At 61.5% G+C, this 26,548-nt stretch carries 23 protein-coding genes; 10 read left to right on the plus strand and 13 right to left on the minus strand.

Annotated features, from left to right (window positions below; all coding sequences use genetic code 11):
• Positions 1-66: 66 nt before the first annotated feature.
• Positions 67-1,692 (minus strand): GMC family oxidoreductase N-terminal domain-containing protein, encoded by a 1,626-nt coding sequence (locus NJC38_RS03635; protein WP_253111667.1) that lies wholly within the window; start codon positions 1,690-1,692, stop codon positions 67-69.
• Positions 1,693-1,774: 82 nt separating this feature from the next.
• Positions 1,775-3,034 (minus strand): MFS transporter, encoded by a 1,260-nt coding sequence (locus NJC38_RS03640; RefSeq protein WP_253111668.1) that lies wholly within the window; start codon positions 3,032-3,034, stop codon positions 1,775-1,777.
• Positions 3,035-3,344: 310 nt separating this feature from the next.
• On the opposite strand from NJC38_RS03640, the gene NJC38_RS03645 reads away from it, so the two are divergent.
• From NJC38_RS03645 to NJC38_RS03655, 3 genes are all read left to right on the plus strand, one after another.
• Entirely contained in the window at positions 3,345-4,304 is a 960-nt protein-coding gene (locus NJC38_RS03645) for an AraC family transcriptional regulator (RefSeq protein WP_253111669.1), read from the plus strand.
• A 281-nt stretch (positions 4,305-4,585) separates the two neighbouring features.
• A complete protein-coding gene (locus tag NJC38_RS03650) occupies positions 4,586-5,443 on the plus strand; it encodes a transporter (RefSeq protein ID WP_253111670.1) in 858 nt (285 codons plus the stop codon).
• A gap of 131 nt (positions 5,444-5,574) precedes the next feature.
• A complete protein-coding gene (locus tag NJC38_RS03655) occupies positions 5,575-6,234 on the plus strand; it encodes a LysE family transporter (protein WP_144403339.1) in 660 nt (219 codons plus the stop codon).
• On the opposite strand, the gene NJC38_RS03660 is transcribed toward NJC38_RS03655, so the two are convergent.
• From NJC38_RS03660 to NJC38_RS03670, 3 genes are read right to left on the minus strand one after another with little or no spacing between them, the layout of a single operon-like run.
• Positions 6,186-6,992, minus strand: a complete 807-nt coding sequence (locus tag NJC38_RS03660; protein WP_253111671.1) for an AraC family transcriptional regulator — start codon at positions 6,990-6,992, stop codon at positions 6,186-6,188. The two genes, NJC38_RS03655 and NJC38_RS03660, sit on opposite strands and share 49 nt — an antisense overlap.
• Before the next feature lie 51 nt (positions 6,993-7,043).
• Entirely contained in the window at positions 7,044-7,790 is a 747-nt protein-coding gene (locus NJC38_RS03665) for a class I SAM-dependent methyltransferase (protein WP_253111672.1), read from the minus strand.
• A complete protein-coding gene (locus tag NJC38_RS03670) occupies positions 7,780-8,274 on the minus strand; it encodes a MarR family transcriptional regulator (RefSeq protein WP_253111673.1) in 495 nt (164 codons plus the stop codon). Before NJC38_RS03670 ends, NJC38_RS03665 begins: the two co-directional genes overlap by 11 nt.
• Positions 8,275-8,413: 139 nt before the next feature.
• On the opposite strand from NJC38_RS03670, the gene NJC38_RS03675 reads away from it, so the two are divergent.
• Positions 8,414-8,854 carry a thiol-disulfide oxidoreductase DCC family protein gene (locus tag NJC38_RS03675; RefSeq protein ID WP_253111674.1) on the plus strand — a complete coding sequence of 147 codons (441 nt, stop codon included), beginning with the start codon at positions 8,414-8,416 and terminating at the stop codon, positions 8,852-8,854.
• 258 nt (positions 8,855-9,112) lie between these two features.
• Here NJC38_RS03675 and NJC38_RS03680 read toward each other — a convergent pair whose 3' ends face one another.
• From NJC38_RS03680 to NJC38_RS03690, 3 genes are all read right to left on the minus strand, one after another.
• The gene (locus tag NJC38_RS03680; RefSeq protein ID WP_253111675.1) at positions 9,113-9,841 is read right to left on the minus strand and encodes a DUF4198 domain-containing protein; all 729 of its coding nucleotides are present in this window, start codon (positions 9,839-9,841) and stop codon (positions 9,113-9,115) included.
• A gap of 239 nt (positions 9,842-10,080) precedes the next feature.
• The gene (locus NJC38_RS03685) at positions 10,081-10,812 is read right to left on the minus strand and encodes a DUF4198 domain-containing protein (RefSeq protein ID WP_253111676.1); all 732 of its coding nucleotides are present in this window, start codon (positions 10,810-10,812) and stop codon (positions 10,081-10,083) included.
• Positions 10,813-10,835: 23 nt separating this feature from the next.
• Positions 10,836-12,938, minus strand: coding sequence for a TonB-dependent siderophore receptor (locus NJC38_RS03690; RefSeq protein WP_253111677.1), 2,103 nt, complete (start codon positions 12,936-12,938; stop codon positions 10,836-10,838).
• A gap of 197 nt (positions 12,939-13,135) precedes the next feature.
• Here NJC38_RS03690 and NJC38_RS03695 point away from each other — a divergent pair, with 197 nt between their 5' ends.
• The 4 genes from NJC38_RS03695 to yghX all read left to right on the plus strand — a co-directional run bounded on the left by NJC38_RS03695 (position 13,136) and on the right by yghX (position 18,055).
• Entirely contained in the window at positions 13,136-13,672 is a 537-nt protein-coding gene (locus NJC38_RS03695; RefSeq protein ID WP_253111678.1) for a sigma-70 family RNA polymerase sigma factor, read from the plus strand.
• Entirely contained in the window at positions 13,662-14,618 is a 957-nt protein-coding gene (locus NJC38_RS03700) for a FecR family protein (protein ID WP_253111679.1), read from the plus strand. Before NJC38_RS03695 ends, NJC38_RS03700 begins: the two co-directional genes overlap by 11 nt.
• A 109-nt stretch (positions 14,619-14,727) precedes the next feature.
• Complete coding sequence (locus NJC38_RS03705) at positions 14,728-17,112, plus strand: TonB-dependent receptor (protein ID WP_253111680.1); 2,385 nt, start codon at positions 14,728-14,730, stop codon at positions 17,110-17,112.
• A 55-nt stretch (positions 17,113-17,167) separates the two neighbouring features.
• Positions 17,168-18,055, plus strand: a complete 888-nt coding sequence (gene yghX / locus NJC38_RS03710) for a YghX family hydrolase (RefSeq protein ID WP_253111681.1) — start codon at positions 17,168-17,170, stop codon at positions 18,053-18,055.
• 211 nt (positions 18,056-18,266) lie between these two features.
• Here yghX and NJC38_RS03715 read toward each other — a convergent pair whose 3' ends face one another.
• From NJC38_RS03715 to NJC38_RS03730, 4 genes are all read right to left on the minus strand, one after another.
• A complete protein-coding gene (locus NJC38_RS03715) occupies positions 18,267-18,452 on the minus strand; it encodes a DUF1289 domain-containing protein (RefSeq protein ID WP_253111682.1) in 186 nt (61 codons plus the stop codon).
• A gap of 1 nt (position 18,453) precedes the next feature.
• Complete coding sequence (locus NJC38_RS03720) at positions 18,454-18,822, minus strand: hypothetical protein (protein WP_253111683.1); 369 nt, start codon at positions 18,820-18,822, stop codon at positions 18,454-18,456.
• Between the two features lie 61 nt (positions 18,823-18,883).
• Entirely contained in the window at positions 18,884-20,908 is a 2,025-nt protein-coding gene (locus NJC38_RS03725; RefSeq protein WP_253111684.1) for a DNA topoisomerase III, read from the minus strand.
• Between the two features lie 190 nt (positions 20,909-21,098).
• On the minus strand, positions 21,099-22,424 hold the full coding sequence (locus NJC38_RS03730) for an OprD family porin (protein WP_045492459.1): 1,326 nt from the start codon (positions 22,422-22,424) through the stop codon (positions 21,099-21,101).
• A 402-nt stretch (positions 22,425-22,826) separates the two neighbouring features.
• On the opposite strand from NJC38_RS03730, the gene NJC38_RS03735 reads away from it, so the two are divergent.
• Positions 22,827-23,516 (plus strand): response regulator transcription factor, encoded by a 690-nt coding sequence (locus tag NJC38_RS03735; RefSeq protein ID WP_045492457.1) that lies wholly within the window; start codon positions 22,827-22,829, stop codon positions 23,514-23,516.
• Position 23,517: 1 nt separating this feature from the next.
• Entirely contained in the window at positions 23,518-24,858 is a 1,341-nt protein-coding gene (locus tag NJC38_RS29145) for a HAMP domain-containing sensor histidine kinase (RefSeq protein ID WP_052483537.1), read from the plus strand.
• Between the two features lie 5 nt (positions 24,859-24,863).
• Here NJC38_RS29145 and NJC38_RS03745 read toward each other — a convergent pair whose 3' ends face one another.
• The gene (locus tag NJC38_RS03745) at positions 24,864-26,213 is read right to left on the minus strand and encodes an OprD family porin (protein WP_253111685.1); all 1,350 of its coding nucleotides are present in this window, start codon (positions 26,211-26,213) and stop codon (positions 24,864-24,866) included.
• Between the last annotated feature and the right edge of the window lie 335 nt (positions 26,214-26,548).

Consider the following 26,548-nt stretch of genomic DNA (forward strand, 5'->3'; position numbering starts at 1 on the left):
CCCCAGGTGCAGGCAGCAGGCAAGCCGGCGCTGAACAGAACACACGTGCCCGCCGCCCAAATCGCCTCAAGCAATCGACTTGCCCAACAACAGATCGGCCGCTTTCTCGCCGATCATGATCGCCGGGGCATTGGTGTTGCCGGTGATCAGCGTCGGCATGATCGAGGCATCGGCCACCCGCAGGCCCTCAAGCCCGTGTACGCGCAGTTGATCGTCGACCACCGCCAGGTCGTCGTGGCCCATCTTGCAGGTGCCGACCGGGTGGAACACCGTGCCCAGGTTGGCGCGAATCCAGGTTTCGATCTGGCTGCGGCTGGTGACCTGCGGGCCGGGCACCAGTTCGCCCTTGAGGTGTCGGGCAAAACTCTCGGTGGCGACCAGTTTGCGGATCAACTGCACGCCCTGAACCAGCGTGTCGAGGTCTGCCGGGTCGCTGAGGAAGTTGGCTTCGATCAGCGGTTTGTCATGCGGGTCTGGTGAGTTCAGGCCGATCCGCCCGCGGCTGCGCGGGTGCATCACTGCCACATGCAGGCTGATACCGTGACCGACCGGAATGACGCGCTGCGGCTGGTTTTTCAGCGCCGGGGCGACGATTACGCCGATTTCCGGTGTGGCGGCTTGTGGGTCCAGGCGCAGAAAACCACCGGACTCTACGGTGTTCGAAGTCATCGGCCCACGGCGGCCAAACAGGTACTGCAATGGCGACAGCGCGAGCCTGCCGATGCCTTTGCTGCTGAGCCCGTAGCCCAGCTCGGCATCTGAGCGGTACATCAGCACCACGTCCTGATGGTCCTGCAGGTTTTCCCCGACACCGGGCAGTTCGTGCTGTTGCGCAATGCCGTGACGGGCCAGTTCGGCAGCCGGGCCGATACCGGACAGCAGCAACAACTGTGGTGAGTTGATCGCGCCGGCGCTGAGAATCACTTCACGGTTGGCCAGCAGTTTTATCACCTCACCGTTGTGGCTGACTTCGACGCCGGTCGCCCGTTTGCCCTCCAGCAGTACCCGATGGGTCAGGGTGCTGCTGAGAATGGTCAGGTTGCGGCGTTGCAGGATCGGATGCAGAAACGCTCTGGAGGCGCTGCAGCGTTCGCCGTTGATCTGGGTGACATGGAACGGGCCGATGCCTTCCTGTTGCTCGCCGTTGAAGTCGGCGTTGTAAGGCCAGCCCAGCTCGGCGGCGGCCTCATAGAACACCTGATTGACCGGGCTTGGGCTGCGCTGCTCGGCGACGTTGAGTTCGCCACCACGGCCATGCCATTGCGACTCGCCCGGCTCGAAGTGTTCGCTGCGGCGAAAGTACGCCAGCAACTCATCGTAGCTCCAGCCACGGTTGCCCGCAGCGGCCCAGCGGTCATAGTCATTGCGGTCACCACGGATGTAGATCATCCCGTTGATTGCGCTGGAGCCACCCCAGACCTTGCCGCGCGGGCAGGGGATTACGGGGTTGGTGACGCCGTTCTGCGGCGCGAAGCGGTGCATCCAGTTCCACTTCGGGTTGGCGATCAGGCGGATGATCCCGGCGGGTGTGCGGATGTAGCCGGCCGGCAGCGGGGTGCGGTCGCTGGGGCCGGCTTCCACCAGGCAGACTGAAACCGATGGGTCGGCTGACAGTCGGTTGGCCAGTACGCAGCCGGCGGAACCTGCGCCGATTACGATGTAGTCGAAGCTGCGTTGAGTGAGGGTGGTCATAGGGTGTACCTCATAATGCCAAGTGCTGGTGAAGCCCGCACGCGCGCGCGGGCTTCACGTTTTTTCTGGTCTGGGTCGGGTATCAGGCCTGGCCTGTCTTGGCGGGCAGAGCGCCCGCAAGGTTTTTGCGGGCCAGCACGGCGGGTGCGGTTTCTTGCAGAAACAGCGACAGCAAACCGGCCAGCAGCGCGCCGCCGCAGGAGATCCACATGATGATTGACAGGCCGAAGCGGTCAGCGGCAAAGCCGGCGATGGTCGGGGCCACGAAGCCGCCAATCAGTTCGCCAAGGCCCATGATCAGGCCCAGCGCGGTGGCGATGCTGCCGCGTGCCACGGTCTCTGCCGGAATGGTGGCCATGAACAGGGTGAAGCAGCCCAGCCCGGTGTAGGTCAACACCAGCAGTGCACCGAGGCTGATGGCGTCGGGCGCATACAGCAGCGCAATCGGGCAGGCTGCCGCCAGCAGCGAAAAAATCACCAGGGTCGGACGACGGCCGAGCCGGTCGGAGATCGCCGCCACGCCGAAGCCCCAGATCACCCAGGCGACGCCCAGGCAACTCATCAGGGTGCCCATGGTGCTGGCACTGAAGCCACGGATGCTGACCAGAAAGGTCGGGGTGAAGGAGATCAGCACCACGAACCAGGTGACGAAGGTGCAGCTGATCAACGTGCAGAGCATGATGTTGCGGATCTTCAACAGGGCAAAAATGCTGACTTTGCCGGTGTCGCTGTTGGTGGGCTGCGCCGCCGGGCGTGGTTCGTCAGGTTTTACGTAGCGCCAGATCAGCCAGGCGATCAGCAGCCCAGGCAGCAGCGAAACGATGAACGCGTGACGCCAGCCGAATGCCTCGGCCAGGGCCACCAGCACTGGCGGGCCGACCACCGCGCCGAGCAGGCCGGCGGCCGAGCCTTGCAGCAGGCCCATGTTCAGGCCGCGCCGATGCGGCGATGACGCCTCGACCATCAGCGATTGCGACAACGGCAGGATCGGCCCTTCGGCCAGCCCCATGATGGCGCGAAACAGCAGCAGGCTGAGGAAACCTCCGACCAGCCCGGACACTGCCGAACACAGTGAAAACAGAATAACCGCCACGATCAGCACCGGCTTGCGCTTGCCGTGGCGGTCGGACCAGGCACCGACCACCAGCCCGGAAATCGCCCAGGCCAGCGCCAGTACCGAAGACAGCATTCCCAAGTGGCTGTTGTTCAGTTGCAGCTCCTGCTGCATGAACGGAAACAGAAAAGACAGCGCCAGACGATCGAAAAAGACGAAGCCGAAAGTCAGGAACAGGATGCACAGCAAAGTGTTTTCATAGCGGGCGGTATTATTTTTATACGCCATGTCGTTCTCCAGGCCAGGGGCCAGTCACAGAGGCAGAAAATCGTCTAGCTCAAGGGCGTGCTCAGGGTGGCCGGGCAGCGCGCTGTCGCAAGGTGGTGAGCATGGTTTTTCCCGGTCTTGTCAGGGCCAGACAAACTCTATCTGCGGCCCGAAATCGGGGTTTGATCTGAACGGTCAGGATGTTTGTGGTTTCCTGACATCGGTTTCAGAAAGGCTGGAAAGGGTAAAAGTGTGACCGTTGACGCTTGAATGTTCACATGTTAATCATGTGGTTGCGGCTTCGATGCCCTGCCATACAGAGAACAATAAAATGCCTGCCACGACAGTGCTTGAAACACGGCGAGCCAGCACCCTCGATATACCGGTCGAGCAACGCCTGGCTTTTTGGGATGACTACAATGCGTCGATTCTGGTTGGCCTCAAGTGTTCGTCCTTTGCTCAGACAGGATTGACGGCCACCCAAGACAACCTGTGTCTTGATCGATTACGGCTGGCGCGCATCGACGGCAATGAACATGTGGTCGAACGCAGCCTGCCGATGATTCGGTCGACGCCCAGCGAGTCCATCTTTGTCGCTTTGGTGCAGCACAGTCAGTCGTTCTTTTACCAGGGCGACAATTGTCTGCTGTTACAGCCCGGTGACCTGTTGCTTTATCGAAATGACAAACCTTACCTGTTTGGTTTTTCCGGGCCGATGCGTTTGTTCATCTTCGATATGCCGGCCAGTGACTTCGCCGAACACTGCCTGCGTGATTTGCAGGGCGCGGTCAGAGTGGGCGCCGAAAGTCCGGTGCAACGCTTGCTGGTTCGCTCATTGGGTGAGCGTGTCGATGGCTTTTTCGATGCCCCCAGTCATGAACAGGCCGCTCGCTTCCAGACGGAGACTTACGACCTGCTGGCCAGCATCATCAGCGACCACGCCGGCGAGCACCGGGCCAGCGCGCTGAGCGCGGCCTACCTGCTGGCTGCCAAACAGTATATTCAGCAGCACCTTGATGACCCGGCGCTCAGTTGCGAGCAGGTCGCGGCGGCCACCGGGGTCTCCAGTCGCCACTTGGCGCGGTTGTTCGCCCAGGAAGGCGGGGCGCCAGGCCGTTACTTGCTGGAAAAGCGCCTGGCCCGTGCCCGGCAAATGCTCGCTTCGCCTATGGGCGCGCGTTTGGGTGTGGCTGAAATTGCCTATTGCAACGGGTTCTCTAGCCAGGCGCACTTTGCCCGCTCTTTCAAGGCGCGTTATGGCGTGACGCCCAGTGAGGTACGCCGGGGTTGATGTAGCTGGCCACCGGATTGGCAGAAAATGCCAACAATCGTGGCCGCGCGGGTCAAACAGGCACTTCTGATTGGTTGTTTAATATCACGGTAAGCCGGTGTGTCGCAGGGGATAACCATCACCTTGTTATCAGGGTGATGGCCAGTTTCCCTGAGCGCACTGTCACGGCCGTCAAATTTTAAATAACTGATCAAGCAACTTCATGGCCTCTTGGTACATGTAAACGTGCCGGGGTATGTGTGCGCGATGACAACTAACCATAACAATAAATGAGGTTTGTCATGAGAAACATTGGCTCTTGCTCGTGTGCAAGTTTTGGCTTGCTGATGGCGGCTCAGTTCGTCCAGGCGGATGTGCGTCCCGACCCCGGTGATTACACCGCATTACCGAAGGGCACCAACGCCGTCGTGCTCTATCAACAGAATCCGCGGGGTGAGGCGCAGTATTCCGGTGGCGAAAAAGTTGCCGATGACCTGGGACTGAAAATGACCGTGGGTGTGTTGCGCCTGATCCACTTCACAGACTTCTTTGGTACAGGCTACACCTGGGATCCGCAGATCGTGATCCCGTTCGGGCGTCAGCAAGTCGGTCTGACTGACAGTACCAACACAGGCATCGGCGACATTACCTTCGGTGGCACGGTGTGGACCATTGCTGATCCGGCGCGTAATGAACATCTCGGCTGGTCGGTCTTCGTCACTGCCCCCACCGGCGCAGACAAGAACCAGGGCTTTGCCTTGAGCAATAACCGCTGGGCACTGGACCTGCAGGTCGGCTATATCAAGGGCCTGACCGACCGCATCACCTGGGACGTGATCGCCGAGACCGAGTTCTATGACAATCAGCGTTCCACTGACGCAAAGAAAGAGCCGTTGCTGCAACTGCACAACCACTTGCGCTACAACTTCACCCCGCAAACCTACGCGGCGCTGTCTTACCGGCATAACTGGGGCGCCAGGGAAACACTGGACGGGCGCACACTGGCAAGCCGTCACGATAACGGCACTGTAGGTTTTACCGTGGCGACCATGCTCAGTAATCAGTTACAGGTGTTGGGGCAAGTGCAGCGGGATACTTCGATTCGTGAAGGGGTCAAGATCGACCATTCGTTGCAGTTTCGCCTGGCCTATTTCTACTGATATAAGCGCCTGGGTGCTTCACTGAGCAATTTTTTCCAAGACTTGTCCTGGGCAGGCTGTTTTGATGGCGCTGCGCTGATCCTGCACGTTCACGGCGGGCGCCTGTCTGGCAGTTGTTCAAGGAAACGATGATGGAATTTGGTAACGGTTTTTTGCTCAGCCTTTCGCTGTGCCTGGAGATTGGCCTGGCCAATATGGCGATGATCAATCTGGCGATGCAGCGCGGTTTTTCCCAGGGCGTATGGCTGGGCATCGGCACCTGTGTCGGTGATCTGCTCTACGCGGTGTTGGCCATGGCCGGGATGGCTGTCCTGTTGCAGATCGAGTGGGTGCGCTGGGTGCTGTGGCTCGGTGGTTCGCTGGTGCTCGGTTACCTGTGTGTGAAGATGCTGCGCAGCGCCCTGAACGTGCGTGCAGACAACCTGCAGGCGGCGGGTGATCAGTGGGGCCGGAGCAACCTGGCGCTGTTTTCTCGCGGCATCATCCTGGCGATGTCGTCGCCCAGCGCAATCCTGTGGTTCGCTGCAGTGGGCGGCGCAATCATCGCCCGGCAAGGCGCCGACATGACCGGCGCCGGCCTGTTCCTCGGCGGGTTCTTCACTGCCGGGGTGTTCTGGGCATGCGCGTTGTGCCTGCTGGCGGCACAGGGTGGGCGGCTGCTGGGGCCGCGGCTGATGAAGTACACCTACATCGGCTCGGCGCTGATCTTTGCTTACTTTGCCGTTTACGTCGTGCTCACCGGCTACCTGGAGTTTTTCCCGGCTTCACCGCCAGCAAGCATCGAGCTGTAGCCCAGCGGCGATGCGCCCATCACTTTACGGAAGGCGTTGCTTAGATGGGCCTGATCGAAAAAGCCCAGCTCTGCGGCAACCCGTGCCGGCGGCTCGCCATGGCGTAGACGCTTGCGGGCTTCGATCAGGCGCAACTGCTGGAAATACTGCATGGGCGGCAACTGCGCGGCGGCCTTGAAGCTGCGCACCAGATGAAACTTTGACACGTTGGCTTCGGCGCAGAGGTCTTCGAGTTCAAGCGGTTCATTGAGGTTGGCCTGCATGAAGCGGATCAACTGCCCGACGCGCGCCGGCTCCTCTGGCCTGGCGGCCGACGTCGTGAGCCGCGCCAGCTCGCTGACCAGGCTCAGCAACGCTTCTTCAACATCAAGCGTGTCGAGGCACTGATAAAGCCCGGTGATGGCACCGAACAGTGCGGTATCGCTCAGCGCGCCTTCGTGCAGAATCGGCAGGGCATGCGTGCTGGCGGTTTCGCTGAGTGCCGAGTGCAGCGTCTGTGCGTCAAGGTGCAGGCTGATGAACTGCACCCCCTCGGCGGTAAACTCCGACGCCTGAATGGTCATGGGGTTGTACAACGTGACCTGACCCGGACTGACCTGCTGCTGGCGACCGTCGAACCAGATCCGTTCGTGACCGCGCAGGTTGGCGCTGATGACATACTCTTCATGGGTATGTTTCGGGTAGCCGGTGTTCTGCGCTGTTACCTTCGAGCACTCGATGTGCGCGATGCGGGTCAGATGTTCCAGTGTCACAGGCATGGGCAGGCTGTCTCAAACGTGCGTGCAGCCAGTATCTGGCAGGTGCGGATTCTATGACAACACCTTGCCCACCCGCATATTGATCGGCCAACTGATGGTTCTGGTGTTGGTTGCATCGCCCCACATGGCCGCCAAGTCTTGGGCAAAGCGCAGCAGCAGGTCCTGTTGAGCGTCCTGTTGGGCCTTGCGCACCGCCGACCAGGTCGAGACATAGCCCAGAAACGCGGGCAAGTCCCAGTCCAGTTTGATGCTCAAGGCAGGTGTAGTGACCGGCTCGAAGGGAAACGCCAGGGTCTGGTAACCCTCGTCGACCAGCTTGCGCTCGGCCGGCCAGTACGGGCCGATTTCTTGCCAGTAGAACTGCGCAAAGCGCTTGCCCAATTCGCCTTCAAGACCCAGCACGCCATAGCTGATCAGCGCCAGCACCGCATCCCGCTCGGCAATGCGCCGTACCTCGTTGTAGAACACCGGCAGGTCGAACCAGTGCGCGGCCTGGGCGGCAGTGATCAGGCTGGCACTGTGGTCGGGCAGCGGAATGCTTTCGGCCGGGGCGCATTGGTAAGTGATATTGCTATGCGCCACGGTGTGGGCGATCTGCTCGGCGCTGGGGTCGAACCCTGCGACCTGCGAAAAATGCCCGGCCAGTTGCTGAGTGAGCTGGCCATTGCCGCAACCGACGTCCACCGCCAGGGTCCGGTTCGGCGCGAGGCTGGCCAGGTACTCGCTCAGTGCAGCAGGGTAGTGAGGCCGATAACGCGAGTAATCAGCCGCGCCCTGATCGAACCAGTTATTGCTCATTGAGTGTTTTTCCTGCGCAGTGGTTGAGTTTCAGTTCTGTCAGCCGCTGGGCAAAGCCTTTTTGCTCCAGCGCCCGAGCGGCGTGTTGCAGTGCCTGACACAGCGGATAGCCGATCTCCTGTTCGAGGTCTTCGATGACCTGAAAAGTGGTTGACCAGTGCTGCTCAAGGCGGGCGATCAACTGCTGGCCGTGGGCGGTCAGCTCGATGCGGCTCATACGCGCATCTGCCAGACGCTGGCGAGCAATCAGGCCCTCGCTCTCCATCTGGCCCACCGTCTGGCTGATCGCGCCCTGGGTCAGGTGACTGTGGGCGGTAATCTGCGTCACGGTGCTGGCGCCGGCCTGAATGGCACGCAGCACCGGCGTGAAGCGCGCCCGGTAGTCCAGGCCCATCTGCTGGTAGTGGTGTTCCGCGCCGTGCTCTACCAGTTCGTTGACATAGCGCAGCAGTTCACCCAGGCCGGGTTGTTTTTTCTCAGGCATGCGGGCCTCCTTGGGCAATGCGTGAAAACTACATTAGCGCTAATGTAATTGGCAAGCGCTGTTTCAGAACCTGCGCTGGCCTGGCAAGCGGCGCGTGGAGTAAGGTGAGGCGCTGCATCATCTTGTGAAGGATCTGTCGATGCCCAACGTTCTGCTGCGCTCTGAACCGGCGCCACTCTTGGCGCCAGGAGAAACCGTCGTGCTGTTCGATGGGGTGTGCAAGCTGTGCAACGGTTGGGCGAGGTTTCTGATCCGCTACGATCAGCGCCAGCGTGTGCGGCTGGCCACCGTGCAATCGCCCGAAGGGCAGGCGCTGTTGGCCTGGGCCGGTTTACCGCTGGATCGCTTCGAGACCATGGCAGTAATCCGCGACCGGCACTGTTGGCTGCGCTCTGACGCGTTTTTCGAGGTGCTGCGGCAGTTGCCGGGTGGCTGGCCGCTGCTTGGGGTGTTCAGGTGGCTGCCGGTACGGCTGCGCGATATCGGTTACGACTGGATTGCGCGAAACCGTTATCGTTGGTTTGGCAAGTACGACCAGTGCCTGTTGCCGACGGCTGATCATCAAAAGCGGTTTTTGTAGCACGTCAGCCCCCGGTGCTCCGGTTGCTCGCGAAGACAGCGGCCCCGCAGGACTAATGCCGATCAGTTAAGGCGGTATGCTTCACTGCCTTGTTGCTGCCTGAGGGAGCGAGCTTGCTCGCGAAAGGGCCGGTGAAATCAGCACATTAGCGCTGGGTTTCACGCCGCCTTCGTCGGAGTGCCGCCCAGACCAAGGTCGCTTCTGCAAGGATCGCGCGGCGGGTGACCCCGCGCAGGCGCAATCAATGCGCCCTGGGCATCAATCGTGGTGTTCTTCACCCACGAACGTCAGCGAGGTGAACAGCGCGCGTTTGCTGTAGTCGGCGTTGCCTTTGACTTCAACGCTGGTCTGTGCGGCGATGACGTTCAGGCCGGCGTTACGTACCACCACCTGAGCATTGCCCTGGGCGTCGGTTTCGCCGCTGGTTTCATCCGGCGCGCTGCGGTAGTCCGGGATCAGTTTGATGCCGGCGGCGGGTTTGCCGTCAAGCAGCACTTTGACCGGCAGTGGTTTGCCAACGCCGATTTCCAGCGGGTCGGCCTGGGGCACGATGACCAGTTTCAGGGCGTCCAGCGCTGGCAGTTTCACGTGATCAATGATCGCCAGGCTGTATTTGCGGGCCTGCACGGCGTCGCTGCCCCCGGGGACTTTGGACAGCGGCTGGTTGACCCATTTGCCATCCTTGCCCTTGGTGTACACCCCCAGGTCCAGTTCAGTTGCCACTGCGGCTGCTTCGCCAGCCGGCTTGAGGCGGGCGTGATCAGTCTGCGGCTCAATGGTCACGGCAACCGGTTTGCCGGTCTTGTCCCAGGCCCAGCCAGCGGTCACTTGTGCCGGCTTGTAAGCGGTGTCTTCAGCGCCTTCGCCAAAGACCACTTCGATATTGCCACGGCGTTGCTCGGTCCACAGACCGTGGGCGCTGGCCTGGGCTGTGAACAGAGTGCTGCCGATCAGGCTCAGGGCGAGCAGGGAGGGTTTGAGGCGCATGGTCGATCCTTGTCGATCAGGTTGAGAAAGCGGGCAGTGGAGCCACTCGTCGAATGACGTAACTGACAATGATTCCCGTTATCGCAGTGATCGCAGCAAGGCACAACAACATCTTGTTACTTGTTTGTAACAGGGTGATTCAAGGCTGTCAGGGCTCTGCGCAGCGCTTGTCATGGGGGCAGGGATAGCCACAGGCCGAAGCTGCCCGGCAGGTTCGCCGGGCAGATAACGCGGGTCAATCAGTCGTGGTGCTCTTCACCCACGAAGGTCAGGGAGGTGAACAGCCCGCGTGCTTCGATATCCGCGTCGCCCTTGACCGGCAAGGTCGCTTCAGCGGCGATGATGTTCAGGCCTTCGTTGCGGATGATCACGTTGGCGCGGCCTTCAGCATCGGTTTCGGCGCTGACTGTGTCCGGTTCGCTGCGGTAGTCACCAAACAGCTTGATACCGGCGGCCGGTTTGCCGTCGATCAGCACCTGCACCGGCAGTGGCTTGCCCGGACCAACTTCCAGCGGGTCGGCCTGCGGCACGATGACCATCTTCAGCTTGTCCAGATTCGGCAGTTTGGCGTCATGCTCATAGATCGCCAGGCTGTACTTGAAAGTGTGAATCGAGTCGGTGCCGCCGGGCACTTTGCTACGGCCTTCGTTGATCCATTTCTTGTCCTTGTTGCGCGTCCACATGCCGTTGTCCAGCGCCACGGTCATCACCGCCGCAGGCTTGAGCGGCTTGAGGCGGGCGTGGTCGTCCAGCCGCTCGACGGTCACCGGAATCTGCTTGCCGGCCAGGTCGTACGCCCAGGCCCCGGCGACTTTTTGCGCCTTGAAGGCGTTGTCTTCAGCGCCATGGCCGTAGACCACTTCGATATTGCCGCGGCGTTGTTCGGTCCACAGACCATGGGCACCAGCCTGCCCGGCAAACAGCGCCGCACTGATGACGCTCAAGGCCAGCAGAGAGTGAGTCACGCGCATGATGAATCCTTTTTTGTTGTTGATCAGAGGTTAAGGGTGAGGCTGACGGTGAAATTACGAGGTTCGCCGGGGGCAATCCAGTAGTTGCTGTAGGAGCGCTCGTAATATTTTTCGTCAAAGATGTTGTTCAGGTTCAGGCCCACAGTGACGTTGTCGGTGGCCTTGTAGTGGGCCAGCAGGTCAACGGTGTGGTAAGCCGGCAGCTCGAACGAAGTGCCCGCTTCACCTGAACGGTCGCCCACATAGCTGAAGGCTGCGCCGACATCTGAACCGCGCAGCAGGCCTTCCTGGAACTCATACACCCCCAACAGGCTGCCACTGCGCTTGGCCACCCCGAGAATGCGGCTGCCGGCCGGGATGCTGCGGTCGCCTTTGGTGACCTCGGCATCCACGTACGCGAAGGCGCCGATGACCCGGATCGCGTCGGTGAGCTGGCCGCTCAATTGCAGGTCCAGGCCCTGGCTGCGCGCCTTGCCAATGGCGCGGCTGGTGTCGCTGCCAGGGTCCAGCGCCAGGACGTTTTCCTTCTCGATATGGAACGCTGCCAGGGTGGTGCTCAGACGCTGGTCGAACAGTTCAGCCTTGATCCCGGCCTCGTACCCGACCCCTTCTTCCGGATCGAAGCTCTTGCCCGCCGCATCCAGTCCGTTGTTGGGCTTGAACGAGGTCGAGGCGTTGGCGAACAGACCGACTTGCGGGGTCAATTGGTAGAGCAGGCCGGCGCGCTGGGTGAACGCATCATGGCGTTGCTGCTGGGTGGCGTTGCCGGCGTAGTTGTCGATCTGCTGGTCGAAGTGCTCGTAGCGCGCGCCGATCATGCCACGTAGCTTGTCGGTGAAGATGATCTGGTCTTGCAGGTTCAGTGCTCGGCTTTCTACGTGCTCGAAAAAGTCGGTGCCGGAACGCGCGCCCGTCGGTTTGGCCTGGCCGTAGACCGGGTTGTAGATGTCGATCGCGTAAGGGCTGCCGGCGATGGCGGTGACCCGTTCGTTCTTGCGGTAATTCTCGTATTCGGTGCCGATCAGCACTTCATGCTGCAGGGCACCGGTGTCGAAGAAACCGCGCAGTTCCAGTTGGGTAATGCTGTCGTGCCAGTTCATGTCGCGCTCGCGGTAACGGCGGTTGACCGTCCGGCCATCGGCGTTCAGCGGCCGTGATTCACTGGCGAAACCCGACAGTTCACCCTGCTTGTAATGGCTGGCCAGGCGCACCGACCAACTGTCGTTGAGCTTATGGTCCAGCGCGGCCTGGATCATGTTGTTGTCGTTGTCGATCTTGTCGTTCGGTTCACCCAGGAAGGTCGAACGCGATACACCGCTCCAGCGGTTGTTGGGCGCAACAATGCCACGGTCGAAGATCGAGTCGTGGCGGACGAACTCGGTCTGCACCAGCAGCGTGGTGTCAGGGTCAAGCTCCCAGCGCAGCGACGGGGCGACGAACACCCGATGGCTCTCGACGTGGTCGCGGAAGCTGTGATTGTCTTCCACCGCCAGGTTGACCCGGCTCAGCAGTTTGCCGTCGGCATCAAGCGGGGTGTTGACGTCCAGCGCGGTGCGGTAGCGATCCCAACTGCCGGCGCTGGCCTGCAGGGTGGTGAAGGCTTGCTGTTGCGGCTGCTTGGTGACCATGTTCACGGTGCCGCCCGGATCGCCACGGCCATACAGGCTGGCCGCAGGCCCCTTGAGCACTTCGATCCGCTCGATGTTGGCGGCGTCCGGGGTGGCGGGGTAGCCGCGGTTGGCGCTGAAGCCATCCTTGTAGAACTCCGAGGTGGTAAAGCCGCGGATGCTGTACTCGTAGAGGGTCAGGCCGCCGAAGTTGTTCTGCTTCGACACACCGCCGGCGTAATCCAGCGCACGCTCCACCTGGGTGGTGCCCAAATCCTTGAGCACGCTGGCCGGCACCACGCTGATCGACTGCGGGATGTCCTTGATCGCCGTGTCAGTCTTGGTCGCCGTGGCTGAGCGCGTGGCGCGATAGCCTTTCACCGCACTGGTCGCGGTTTCGTATTCGTGATCGGCGGTGACCGTCACGCTATCGAGTTCAATGGGGTCTGCGGCGTACAGCGGCGCGCCGAGCACGCCAAAGGCGAAGCCGGCAAAAGAGGCGAGTGTGCGGGAGGACATTGCGAGGGTTCCTGATCGTTATAGATACAATATAACATCTCCGTCAGGAATTATTGCTATTTGTTTTTGCAGTGATCCGCCTATTTCGAACCTGCCCATTATTGCAATTGGCAATGCTTATCGTTTGTCATTAAGCTGGCGCACTTTTCGACAGCGCTCCTATGGCGCCGTGGTGGCTGGGTAAATGGAGCGGATCAATGGCAGATTCGGCAAAGGATCTCGATGCACTGCTCGCCTTGCGTCGTGAGCTGGTCAACTATGCCAATGGCATTACCGGTGACCGCATGCAGGCCGAAGACATCGTGCAGGAAGCTTATGTGCGGCTGATTGCCGGGCAGGGCGAACCCATCGAACAACCCGCAGCCTATGCTTACCGGGTGGTACGTAATCTGGCTCTGGACCTGATCCGCAGCCGTGCCCGCGAGCAGGCGCGGCACGCTTCGCCGCCTGACTGGCTGCTGCCGGCGGTGTTGAGCGACCCGGCCGACACCTGGCAGCACGGCGTGGCCCTTGAACGCCTTGCCAGCGTGCTCGACAGCATGCCGGTCGCCAATCGGCGCGCTCTGGAGATGCACCGCTTTGGCGGCTACACCCTGGCGCAGATTGCCGAGCAGCTTGGGGTGTCGGTGACCAGTGCCCATCGCCTGCTGCGCGATGCGTTGGTGCGCCTGACCCGCGCGTTTGTACAGGAGTGTGACGATCACGCGCTGCACGGAGGCAAACATGAGCGTTGAGCAGCAAACCGATCCGCTGGAGCAGGCTGCCGACTGGCAGATCCGCCTGGCTGAAGAGCCGCAGGCGCATGCCGAGTTCGAGGCCTGGCTGGCCGCTGACGAACGCCATCGGCAGGCCTGGCAACAGATGCAGGCGATGCTGGGCGCGTTGGGCGATGTGCCGGCCCGGGCGGTCGCTCACCCCTCGTTGCGTACTGCCAGACGGCCTGTCACTGGGTCCCGGCGCCGACGTCGCTGGCCCCAGGCAGCGCTGGCCGGTGCCGTGCTGGCCTTGATCATTGCGGTGGCGCCACAGGCCAGCCTGTCCTGGCGCGCAGACTACAGCACCGCCACTGCGGTCACCCGTGAGGTGCGTTTGAGTGACGGCAGCCGCGTGCTGCTGGCACCCGACAGCGCCATCAGCCTGTCGGCCGAGTCGCCTCGTCAGGTCACCCTGCTCAAGGGCCAGGCGTATTTCGAGGTGGTGCCCGATCCTGCCCGGCCCTTTGTTGCCAGCGCAGGAGAGATGTCGGTGCGGGTGCTCGGCACGGCGTTTGACCTGAACCTGCAGGGCCAGCGCGGCGAGGTCGCTTTGCAGCATGGTCAGGTGCAGGTCGAAAACGCCCGTAAACAGTCTGCGCTGCAACTCAGTGAGCGTCTGTTGCCGGGTGAGCGGCTACAAGTCGATTGGGCGAGCGGCAAGGTGCAGCGCTCGACACTCGACCCGGCCCGGGTCGCGGCCTGGCGCCAACACATGCTGTATGTCGAAGACCTGAGCGTTGCAGAGGTCGTCGGTCGCATGCAGCGCTATGTGCCCGGCTGGATCGTGGTCGCCGATTCCGCACTGGCCAGTCGGCGCATCAGCGGGGTGTTCGATCTGCGCGACCCGGACCGGGCCTTGCAGGCCCTGGCGCGTTCGCTGAACGTGCCGCTGCAGACCGTTACGCCGTGGCTGCGGGTGTTGTGATCTGAGCGCAAAAACAGAAATCTGGAAAAAAATACCGGGCACGGCGTCTTTCTGGTGAATTTGAGAATTTATCTCGGATGCTAACCAGACGTAATCAAGGATTTTTGCCATGCCCGTGCCTCGTGTTCATCTGTTTCGCCCCGCCTCATCCCGCTGGCCGCTGGGCTGGTTGTTGGGCTGTGCGCTACTGGGCACGGCCGCCCCAGTGGCTGCCGAGCAGCGCCAGCGTTATGACCAGCCGGCCCAGTCATTGGCTGGCGCGTTGGGCGCCTTCGGGGCACAAAGTGGCATTCAGGTCAGCTTCGATGCCGAGTTGGCGCGTGATCTGCGGGCCCCGGCGCTCAAGGGCGTGATGAGTGAACAGGATGCGCTGCGCCAGTTGCTGCAAGATAGCGGGCTGGGCTGGAGCCTGACCCCGGAGCGTACGCTGCTGTTGTTCCGCCAGTCGGCTGAGCAGGGCGCGCTGAACCTGGCTCCTTCGACCATTCATGGCAGTGCGCAGGTCGAGACCGCCGCAGGACCGGTGCAGGGCTACCGCGCCACGCGCACCGCCACGGCGAGCAAGACCGATACCGCGCTGCGCGACATTCCTCAGTCAGTGCAGGTGGTGCCACGCCAGGTCATCGAGGATCAACAGCTTGACCGCCTGGGCGATGTGCTGGCCAACGTCAGCAGTGTGCAGCGCGGCAACAGCCATGGCGGTTCGTCGGAGAGCTTCGTGATTCGCGGTTTTCATGCCACCGGTTATGCGGTTGATGGCATGCCGCTCAATCCGTTGGCCTCGCGCCCGGAAGCGCTCAGCGACCTGGCCAATGTCGAGCGGGTCGAAGTTCTCAAGGGGCCGGCCTCGGTGCTGTACGGGCGGGGCAACCCCGGCGGGCTGATCAATCTGGTGACCCGCAAGCCGTCCTTCACTCCGCAGGCCAGCGCCAAGGTCCAGGCCGGCAGTGGTGATTTCTATCGTCTGCAAGCCAGCGCCAGCGGCGCACTGGACCCGGCCGAGACACTGGCCGGCCGGCTGACCGTCGCGACCCAGACCGATCGCGGCTTTCGCGATACCTTGCGCGACAGCAAACACAGCTACATCGCCCCGGCGCTGCGTTGGCAGCCCAGCGACAGCACTCGGGTCGATACAGGGCTGGAATACATCGACCAGAGCTCACCGTTTGACCGCGGCGCGATTCCCATCAATGGCAAAATCAATCTGCCGGCCGACCGCTATCTGCACGAGCCATGGGCACGGGACAAGGCCGACAAATTCTCGCTCTGGTACCGCGTCGAGCATGACCTCAATGACTGGCTGAGCTTGCGCCAGATGACCCGCTGGGATGACTCGCACAAGGATCGCTATGTGGTCGACCTGCGCGGCCTGGCCAGTGACGGCCGGACGCTCAACCGGCGCGCCACGGATGGTGAAGAACGCATTCGCACCCTGGACATGCAGTTCGAGGCCATTGCGCGTTTCGCCACCGGCGCCGTGCAACACACGGCGCTGGCCGGGTTCGAGTACATCGATGGTCAGCGCGACACGTCCAGTTATCGGGCTTCGCTGGCATCACTGGATGTGTTCAGTCCGGTCTACGGCGCTACGCCGGGGCGCTTTGCCTTCCAGGAGCAAGTGCGCTACGACCTGCAGTCCTACAGCCTCTACCTGCAAGACCAGATCGAGTTCAACGAGCAATGGAAGCTGCTGCTCGGTGCCCGCTACGATGACACCCGGCAGACCAGTAAGGCACTGGATGCCGACGACCTCATTACCCGCACCGACGTCGAGCCGGAGCAACTGTCACCGCGTGTCGGGGTGGTCTGGCAACCTGAGGACTGGTTGGCCCTGTATGCCAGCTACAGCACTTCATTCTCTCCACAGACCGCCAAGACCCGCACCGGGCGGGTGCTCGACCCCGAACAAGGCGTGCAATATGAAGTCGGCGCCAAGTTCGACATCATTCCCGAGCAGCTCAGCGCGACCCTGGCGGCTTTTGAAATCGTCCGCGAGAACGTCGCCGCCAGCGACCCCAATGACAGCGAATACGCCGTGCAGACCGGCGAGCAGCGTGTTCGGGGTGTCGAGCTGGACGTCACCGGTAACCCGCTGCCGGGCTGGCAGATCATTGGCAACCTCAGCGCCCTGAACGCCGAAGTCACCCAGGACACGCTGATCAATGAGGGCAACCGCCTGACCGGGGTGCCGACGCTCAGCGGTTCGCTGTGGTCCAGTTACCAGTTGCAAGAGGGCCGTCTGCGCGGCCTGGGTTTTGCTGGCGGAGTGATCTTCGCCGGCCAGCGCGAGGGCGACCTGGACAACAGCTATGATGTGGGCGGCTACGCGCGTTTCGATGCCAGCCTGTTCTATGACCTCAATGAGCACGTGCGGGTGTCGCTCAATGGCCGCAACCTCACCGACCGCAAATACATCGAAACGGTGGCCGGTACCGATGGCAATTACTATGGTGAGCCGGCCTATGTGCTGGCCAGCCTGAGCTTGAGTTACTGAGAGGCTGGCCGGACTATGCTTGAATGGCGCTCACCGACCTACAGGATGTACACCGATGCAAAGACTGACTGCCAAAGACTTCGCCCCGCAACTGCTGGAGCTGTACGACTACTATGCCCACGGCCAGATCAACCGCCGCGAGTTTCTCGACCGGGCGGCGAAGTTCACTGCCGGCGGCCTGACCGCCGTCGGCGTACTGGCAGCGCTCAGTCCTGACTATGCGCTGGCCGAGCAGGTGCCGTTCACTGACCCGGACATCGTGGCCGAATACGTGAGCTACCCGTCGCCCAATGGCCACGGTCAGGTACGTGGTTATCTGGTACGTCCGGCCAAGGCCAGCGGCAAACGGCCGGGCGTGGTGGTGGTCCATGAAAACCGCGGCCTGAATCCGTATATCGAAGACGTGGCGCGGCGCGTCGCCAAGGCCGGCTTCATCGCCCTGGCCCCTGATGGCCTGAGCTCTGTGGGCGGTTATCCGGGCAACGACGACAAGGGCCGCGAGCTGCAACAGCAGGTCAACCCGGAAAAACTGCTCAACGATTTCTTTGCCGCCCTGGAATGGTTGATGGCCCATGACGCCACGACCGGCAAGGTCGGCATCACGGGGTTCTGTTATGGCGGTGGGGTCGCCAACGCGGCAGCCGTGGCTTATCCGGAGCTGGGCACGGCAGTGTCGTTCTACGGTCGCCAGCCCAAGGCCGAAGATGTGCCGCGGATCAAGGCACCAGTGATGATTCATTACGGCGAACTGGACACCCGCATCAACGAGGGCTGGCCGGCCTATGAGCAAGCGTTGCAAGCGGCCGGCACCACCTACCAGACTTACATCTACAAAGGTGCCAACCACGGCTTCCACAACGACTCCACGCCGCGCTACGACGAAGCAGCGGCCAGGCTGGCCTGGGAACGGACGCTGGAGTGGTTCAAGCGTTATCTTGCTTGAAGGCGCGCGGCGGGACCGCCGTGCTATCGCGGGCCAATACGGGTTAAGGCCCACTCGGCCCGGTGGGAGGCAGCTCTGCAGGCGAAGACGGCGGTACATTCGAAGCCAATGTGCCGATTTCACGGGCCTCGTCGCGAGTAGAACTCCCTCCCACCGGGACCGAACCAGATCCGAAATCGCTTAACTGATCGGTATCACTCTTATCCGGGGATCAGTTACGGCTGCGTTTTTGCAGGCTTTTGAGTTGCTGGCTGGCACGCTGTACGGCGGCCATTTTTTCCGGGCGTTTCATGCGTTTCCAGTTACGGATGTCTTGCCGGGTCCGGCCGCAACTGACGCACAGCTCGCCACTGAGCTGGCACTGGGACGTGCAAGGGTTGTCGATTTCCTTGGCCATTTCAGGCGCGCCTCGAACGACGCGCCAGGCGTTTTTGCCAGTCACCGGCGTGGCTGTGCTGGCAGGCTTGTTCGCTGTCACAGGACACATGCCGTTCAATCTGTTGCAGCCGCACACCGGCTTCACTCAGGGCCATGGCGGTAAAGTCATTCATGCGTTGCATCTGCCCTGCGGCCAATGCGGCCTGGCGGTTGGCTTCGCTGTCGAACACCCAGATGACTTGCAGGCTGTCCGGAACGTTGGCGTAGTCGACCACATGGGTCAGCCACTGGAAACCGAGCAGTTCGGCCTTGGCGGTTTCGCAGGCTTCGGTCAGGGTCTGGCTCAGCAGGCGTTCAAGGTGCGCTTGTTCGCGCTTGGACAAAGGCATGATGTTCCGGTCAGGCGGTGAAAAGCCGTTAGTGTGCCATGCATAACCCGGCTCAGGAAATTCAGGCGCTGCCCGCAGGCTTGCGGCTGCTGCGGCGCGGCTTGGCCGCCGCCGGGCTGGTCAATGAACCTTTGCCGGCGGTTTTGCTGGCCGTGGCGGTTTTGTTGCTGCGCGATGCAGCGGCTGGCTTGCGTTTGCCGCTGCCTTTGCGCGACTTCTTCCACGGCGCGGCGCCAGCCGGCGCGGGCATGCCTTGCAGGTTCAGGCGCAGGCCCTGGCAACGCTCGACCTGCTTGCTCATCCAGGCGGCCTGCTTGGCGACGAATTCTTCCAGGCTCATTTCGCCGTTCTGCACCATGTCGAGAGCCTGCTCCCAGATGGCCGTGGTGCCGGGGTCGGCGATGGCCCGTGGCACATTGTCGATCAGGCTGAAAGCCGGTGGCGTGGCCGACAGCGCCTTGCCGTTCTTGCTCAGGTAACCGCGGTCGAGCAGGCCCTGAATGATTCCGGCGCGGGTTGCTTCGGTGCCAATGCCGGTGGTTTCCTTGAGCTTTTGTTTGAGCAACGGGTCTTCCACCAGGCGGGCGACGTTTTTCATCGCCTTGATCAGATCGCCCTCGGTGTAGGGCTTGGGCGGCTGGGTCCACAGGTCCTTGAGCTGCACGGCGGTGACCGGGCAGACACAGCCTTTGTGCAGCGCCGGCAAGGCTTGGGGCGGCGCGACCTCGCGACCTTTGGCCGGGGTCAGGGCTTCGGGCAGGGCGCGTTTCCAGCCGGCCTCGATGATGCACTTGCCGACCGCGCGCAGCGCATGGCCGGCACAATCGAAGTCGGCCTGGGTGCGGTCGTATTCGTGGTTGGGCAGGAACTGCGCCAGGTAACGGGCACGGATCAGGCTGTACACCGCCCGTGGCTTGCCACTGAGGCGCTCAAAGGCGCGGGTGGCAGCGGTGGGAATGATGCCGTGGTGAGCACTGACTTTTGCATCATTCCAGGCCCGTGAGCGGCGTGCCGGGTCCAGATGGCCGCGCAAGGCCTGCAGCGACGGGTCGGCAGCCGTGAGGGCGGCAATGATCCCGGCGGCCTCGCCATGCTGACTGTTGGGCAGGTAGCCGCAGTCGCTGCGTGGGTAGGTGATCAGCTTGTTGGTTTCATACAGCGACTGGGCGATGTCCAGGGTTTCCTGGGCGCCGAGACCGAGTTTTTTTGAGCAGATCTCCTGCAAGGTGCCGAGGTCGAACGGCAGCGGGGCCGCCTCGCGGATACGCTCGGTGCGCACACTGATGGCGGTCGCCTGGCCAGCCTGCTGCATGTCTCGCGCGGCCTGTTGCGCCAACGGCTGGTTCAGGCAGCGGTCCTGCTCGTCGCAGGCATCGGCCGGGGCGCGCCACTGGGCGGTAAAATCCTGGCCGGCGTGGCGCAGACCGACCTCAATCGCCCAATAAGGCACCGGCACGAAGTCGGCGATGCTGCGGTCACGGTCGACGACAAGGCGCAGGGTAGGGGTCTGGACCCGACCGACGGGCAATACGCCCTGGTAGCCCGATTGCCGACCGAGCAAAGTAAACAGCCGGCTCATGTTCATGCCGATCAACCAGTCGGCGCGCGAGCGGCCCAGTGCCGAGTGGTAAAGACTGAACGTGGCAGCACCGGGCTTGAGCGCTGCAAGCGCCTTGCGGATTGAGGCATCATCGAGTGCCGACAGCCATAAGCGCTGAATCGGCCCGCGATAACGACAGTGTTCGACCAGCTCACGGGCGATCATCTCGCCTTCACGGTCGGCGTCGGTGGCGATCACCAGCTCACGGGCTTCGCTCAGCAAGCGCTTGACGGCCTTGTACTGGCTGGCTGTCTTGGGTTTAACCTGCATTTTCCAGGTGCCGGGGACAATCGGCAGGTCTTGCAGAGCCCAGCGTTTGTAGCGGGCGTCGTAGGCGTCGGGCGGGGCGGTTTCCAGCAGATGGCCGATACACCAGGTGACTGTGGCATTGGGACCGACCAGACAGCCTTCGCCACGTCGGGTGGCGCCGAGCACGGCGGCGATATCCTTGGCTTGAGAGGGCTTTTCGCAGAGAAACAGGCGCATGGCCGGGGCAGTCTTGTGATCGGTCGAGCTCGACAGAATGCGTCAGGCGCGAGGGCAGATCAAGTTTTATCTGTATGAACGTACAGTAAAGGCCGCTGAGCGGCCTTACTGGAGCTGCAAGCTTCAAGCTATAAGCCGCAAGTGAGTCAGGCTCAAATCAGCTTGCCGCTTGCAGCTTATGACTTGCCGCTTAGAGAACGCTGATAGGGTAGTCAACGATCAGGCGGAACTCGGACAGGTCACCTTCACCCTGGTCGCTGTTGGCGCGGTGGAAGGCCTGGCGGATACGAAACGACAGATCCTTGGCCGGGCCGGTCTGGACCACGTACTTGGCTTCGATATCGGTTTCGTTGTGCTTGCCGTCGTCACCGTACAAACCCGCGTAAGCGCTGTCGGCCGAGACCTTGCTGCCATCGACGTCATAGCCGCGCACATGCCGCGCCATGAAGCTCAGGCCGGGCACGCCGTAAGTCGCCATGTCGAGGTTGTAGCGAATGCCAAAGGATTTCTCGTTCGGGCCGTTGAAGTCCGACCACTGGATCGAGTTGGCGAGGAAGATCGAGTCGCCACCTTCGCCGTTACCGTTATTGCCGACGGCCAGATAGTCGAACGGCGTGTCGCCATGGACTTTCTGGGCGCTCAGGGTGATCGAATGGGCGCTCAGGAACGCATAGGTCGCCGACAGCGATGCGGTGGTGTTGTTGATCGAGCCGGCTTTGGCCTGGCCCTCATCCAGGGTGCGGTACAGGTTGGCGTCGAAGGTCAGCGACTGGTCACCGGACAACGCCAGCACATAGTTGGTGTTGGCGTAGTACTGGTTCCATACATCTTCGAACTGCGCACCGTACAGGCTGGCGGTCCAGTTCGGCGTGAGCTGGTAGACCGCGCCGGCGAAGGTGGCTTTGCGCGCCGTGACATTGGCGTACAACGCGTAGATGTCGTGGTCTTGGTTGGTGGTCACGTTACTGTTGGTGCTGGTGTAACGGCCGGCTTCCAGATCCAGCCCTTCGATTTCGCTGCTTTTGAGTTCGAACCCGGTGGCGGTCTGTGGCAGCAGGCGGGTGCCGCCCACAGCGAACACCGGCGCGGTGGGTTGCATATTGCCGTAGCGCAACTGGGTCTTGGACAGACGCAGTTTTACGGCGGCACCGGCGCTACCAAAACTGTCTTCAGCCTTGCCGTTGCGGTCCAGTGGCAGGTTGCCGGTGCCGCTGTCTCCTTCCTGGGCATCAAGCTTGAGGGCGAAGTGGCCGAAGGCATCGATACCCACGCCAATGGTGCCCTCTGTGAAACCGGAGCTGTAGTTGCCGATGAACCCCTGGGTCCAGTCGCGGTTGTCGGTGGCGCCATCCTGACGGTCACGGTTGAAGTACTGGTTGCGGGCCAGTACCGAGAGGCTGCTGCCTTCGACGAATCCTTTGGCCTCGGCCTGGTCTTCGATTGTTTCTGCGTGAGCCAGCTGGCTCGCGGCGGCCGAAACAGCCAGTGCGATGGCGCTCCATTGTTTTGCATTCATCGAATCATTCCCCTGATTGGTAGGGCCCGGCGTGTCCATTGATGGCATGTTGATCAGTCATCGGTGGCGGGCATTTACGGCAGGTGGGCATTGCCCAGCTAAGGATCGCGGGCGCGATAGTAGATGAGGGTGCATGCGCTACGTGGGCGATGCATTATCTCGCGCCAGGCTTTTATATCACGCTATTTCAATGGCTTAAGACGAAGCAGTGACAGGCCGGGTTACAATTTTTTAACTTTGTCGGGGTCTTGCCGGCTTGTAGCGTGCCGCACAAATGGCGTTTTGCTGCTATTGCTCATCCTTGGGCAGCCGCCAAGCCATGGGCAGAATCATTGCCAGCGTGTTGTGCGCGGGTTTGTCACCGCTTGCTACCATGGCGGCACATAGGATTAGGGGAGCCTCATGCGAAAGGTCTTGTGCATTGAAGACGACCACGACACCGCTCAGGAAATCGCCTCGGAATTACGCCGTGTCGGCTTTGTCGTCGAGTGCGCCGATGACGGCCTGCGGGGCCTGGAACTGGCGCTTGCTGGCGGGTTTGACGCGATCACTCTTGACCGTATGCTGCCGGGGCTCGATGGCCTGCAGGTGATTACCCGGTTACGGGCCGCCGGCGTGCAGACTCCGGTCTTGATGATCAGCGCCCTGACCGATGTCGACGACCGGATTCGCGGCCTGCGGGCCGGGGGTGATGACTATCTGGTCAAACCGTTCGTTTCCGAAGAAATGGCGACCCGTATCCATGTGCTGCTGCGCCGGCACATCGATCCACTGGAGCGCGAAACCCTGTTGCAGGTTGCTGACCTCAGTCTCGATCTGCTGAGCCGTGAACTGATATGTGGCGAGCAGCGCATTAACCTGTCGCCCATCGAGTTCAAGCTGCTGGAGTTTCTGATGCGCAACGCCGGCTCCGTGGTCACCCGTGCATTGATTTTCGAAACGGTATGGGGCTACCACTTCGATCCGGGCACCAAACTGATCGACGTGCACCTCACCCGGCTACGCCGCAAGCTGGATGCAGTGGGCTGTCAGGTGGTGGTAAACGCCTTGCGCGGCTCGGGGTTTGTGCTGGTCGACACCGGAGTCAATTGACGTGCGGATCCGCTTGTTGCGTACCACGGCATTCCGGCTGACCGTCACCTATGCGATCGCCTTGTCGCTGGGAGCCTTGTTGCTCAATGGTCTGATCTATTGGCAGGTGGCCAGCTACATGTCGCGCCAGGGCGACCAGACCATCCTTGGTGAAATGCGTCAACTGTCGTACCTCCCGGTCGAGTCCCTGCCTGACGAAATCACCCGCTTGCAAGAGGGCGACCTGCGCGGGGTCGTGACCTATGGCTTGTTCAGCCCACAGAGGCAGCATGTGCATGGCACGATGCAGACGCCGCCACAAGAGCTGGTACTGGACGGCAAACCGCATGACTGGGACGATTCGGGGTTTGCTGACGGAGCCAAGTTCGTGGCCCGGCAATTGCCAAATGGCCAGATTCTGGTGGTTGGTTTCGAGGCCAAGACCCTGGCAAGCCTGCGTAACATCCTGTTGCGCTATCTGGGCTGGAGCGCCTGCCTGATCCTGATCGCCGGGCTGCTGTTTGCCGTACTGCTGGGCCTGGGCCCACTGCGCAGGATGCGCAAGGTCCAGGCTGCCAGCCGCAGAATCGCCGAGGGCGATTTTACCCAGCGGCTGCCCATCAGCCGGCGCGGCGATGAGCTGGACATGCTCTCGTCACTGGTCAACCGGATGGTGGGTGAGGTCGGGCGCTTGCTCGATGAGGTCAAGAGCCTCGAAGACAACGCGGCACATGACTTGCGCACACCGCTGAACAAGCTTCGGGCGCAGTTGCATCGCGCCTTGATCGAATACGACCAGGCGCCCGCAGAGGTGCTTAAAGTGCGTCTGGAGAAATCCCTGGACGCCGCCGATGTGTTGCTTGGCCGGTTTCGGGCATTGCAGCGTATCGCGGAAATCGACGCACGTTCGCGGCGCGCAGGCATGACCACCCTGATGGTCGGACCGTTACTGGCGCAATTGTTTGAAGACTATCAGCCGGTGGCTGAAGAGGCGGGCATTGAGCTGCAGTTGAATGTCGAGCAGGTTCCGCCGTTGCTGGCGGATCGCGAGCTGCTGGCCGAAGCCCTGATGAACGTGCTGGACAACGCGTTGAAGTTCACCCCTGCGGGCGGGCAGATTCGTCTGAATCTGCTGCGCAGTGAGCAGGGCACACGAATAGAGGTTGAAGACAATGGTCCGGGTATCACCCCGGACCAGCATCAGGCTGTTTTGCAACGCTTTGCCCGTGGCCGGCAGGAGCCCAGAGCCAGTGGCAGCGGGCTGGGGCTGGCCATCGTTGCTGCCGTGGCCAGAACCCATGGCTATCAGTTGCTGCTGGAAGACGCGCAGCCGGGGCTGCGCGTGGTGTTGCAGAGTCGCTGAGGCGGTCAGATCAGGTTCAGTGGGTAGTCGAGAATCAGCCGTACTTCATTGACGTTCTTCTCTCCCTGATCGAGGTTGGCGCGATGGAAGGCCTGGCGCAGGCGTACTGACAGGTCTTTTGCGGCGCCACTCTGGACGATATAGCGGGTTTCGAAGTTGGTCTCGTGATGGCGACCGTTTTCTCCGTACAGGCCAGCATAGGCGCTGTTATACGGGGTCTTGCTGCCATCAATGCCGGTCCCGCGCATGTGCCGGGTCGTGAAGCTCAGGCCCGGTACACCCAACGGTGCCATGTCCAGGTTATACGTGAGCCCCCACGAGCGTTCGTTCGGGCCGCTGAAGTCCGAGAACTGTGCGGCGTTGGCCAGATTCATTGAGCTACACGTTTCACCGGCGCGATAGCTGCAATCTTCATTGGTGCGGTTATCCCCCATGCCGATCAGGTCAAAAGGCGTATTGCCGTGAATCTTTTGATAAGACAGGGTCAAGGCGTGTGCTTTATTGAATGAATAAGTGCTGGCCAGCGACCAGGCGGTATTATTGATTGCCCCGGCCTTGGCGCGGCCCTGGTCCAGAGTGCGATACAGGTTGGCATCGAATGCCAGGCTGTCTGGGCCGCTGAGTCCGAGTACATAGTTGTTGTTGAAGTAGTATTGATTCCAGACATCGTCGAGGCGGGCACCATATAACGTGCTGCGCCACGTTGGGCTGAGCTGATAAGTGGCGCCGGCAAATGTGGCGCTGGACGAGGAGACCCCGGCGGTGTTGGCATGGATCGAATGTCGGTTGCTGGTGGTTACGCTATCGCTGGTTGCGGTGTAATGACCGACGTCGAGGTCAAGGTTATCCAGGTCACTGCTTTGCAGGCTGAAACCGGTAGCGGTTTGTGGCAGCAGGCGAGAGTGGCTGGTGGCAAATACCGGAGCCTCGGTTTGCATGTTGCCGTAACGCAGTTGGGTCTGGCCGGCACGCATTTTGATACTTGCGCCTGCGCTGGCGGAGCTGCGGTCCGGGTGGCCGTGGCGGTCGACCGGCAGGTTGCCGGTGCCGGCGTAGCGGCTCTGGCCGTCGAGCTTCAGGCCCAGTTGGCCCCAGGCGTCGACCCCCACGCCGACCGTGCCCTGGGTGAAGCCCGAGTTGTAATGGGCGATTGCGCCCTGACTCCAGTCGCGGTTATCGCGCTCGCCTTGTTTGGCATCACGGTTGAAGTAATAGTTGCGCAGGTGCACATTGAGGCTGCTGTCTTCGAGCAAGCCCTTGGCCTGTGCCTGGTCATCTACCAGTGCGCCCATTGCGCTCTGGCTCAGGGCAGCCGAAACCGCCAAAGCAATACAGCTCAGGTGTTTTATTTGCATTGTGTAACTCCTTGAATCCATCAAATCTGTCGTTGTGTCAAACCGTGGAGGTTGTAACGCTGACGAGCAGTCATTGAGCGCTGATGTAAATCAGTCTGGTTTATTGAGTCGCCAAACAGCCAAATGTTATTCAGGGATCAGTGGTTGGCGACGCAGACAGTTATATCACGCAGTTTTGATGGTTGAAGTTGGTTGTCCGGGGCGTGTTGTTTCGATGAGTGATGCGGTGTTTGAAGTTGTTTCGGTATTCTAGGGGAAGGTGTTATTTGTTCTGAATTGTTTGTAGTCCAATTCCTTTATCAAGTTTTTGTCATGGTTCTGCAAGCATTCATGTT

Source organism: Pseudomonas sp. 21LCFQ010 (assembly GCF_024129905.1).
GTDB lineage: Bacteria > Pseudomonadota > Gammaproteobacteria > Pseudomonadales > Pseudomonadaceae > Aquipseudomonas.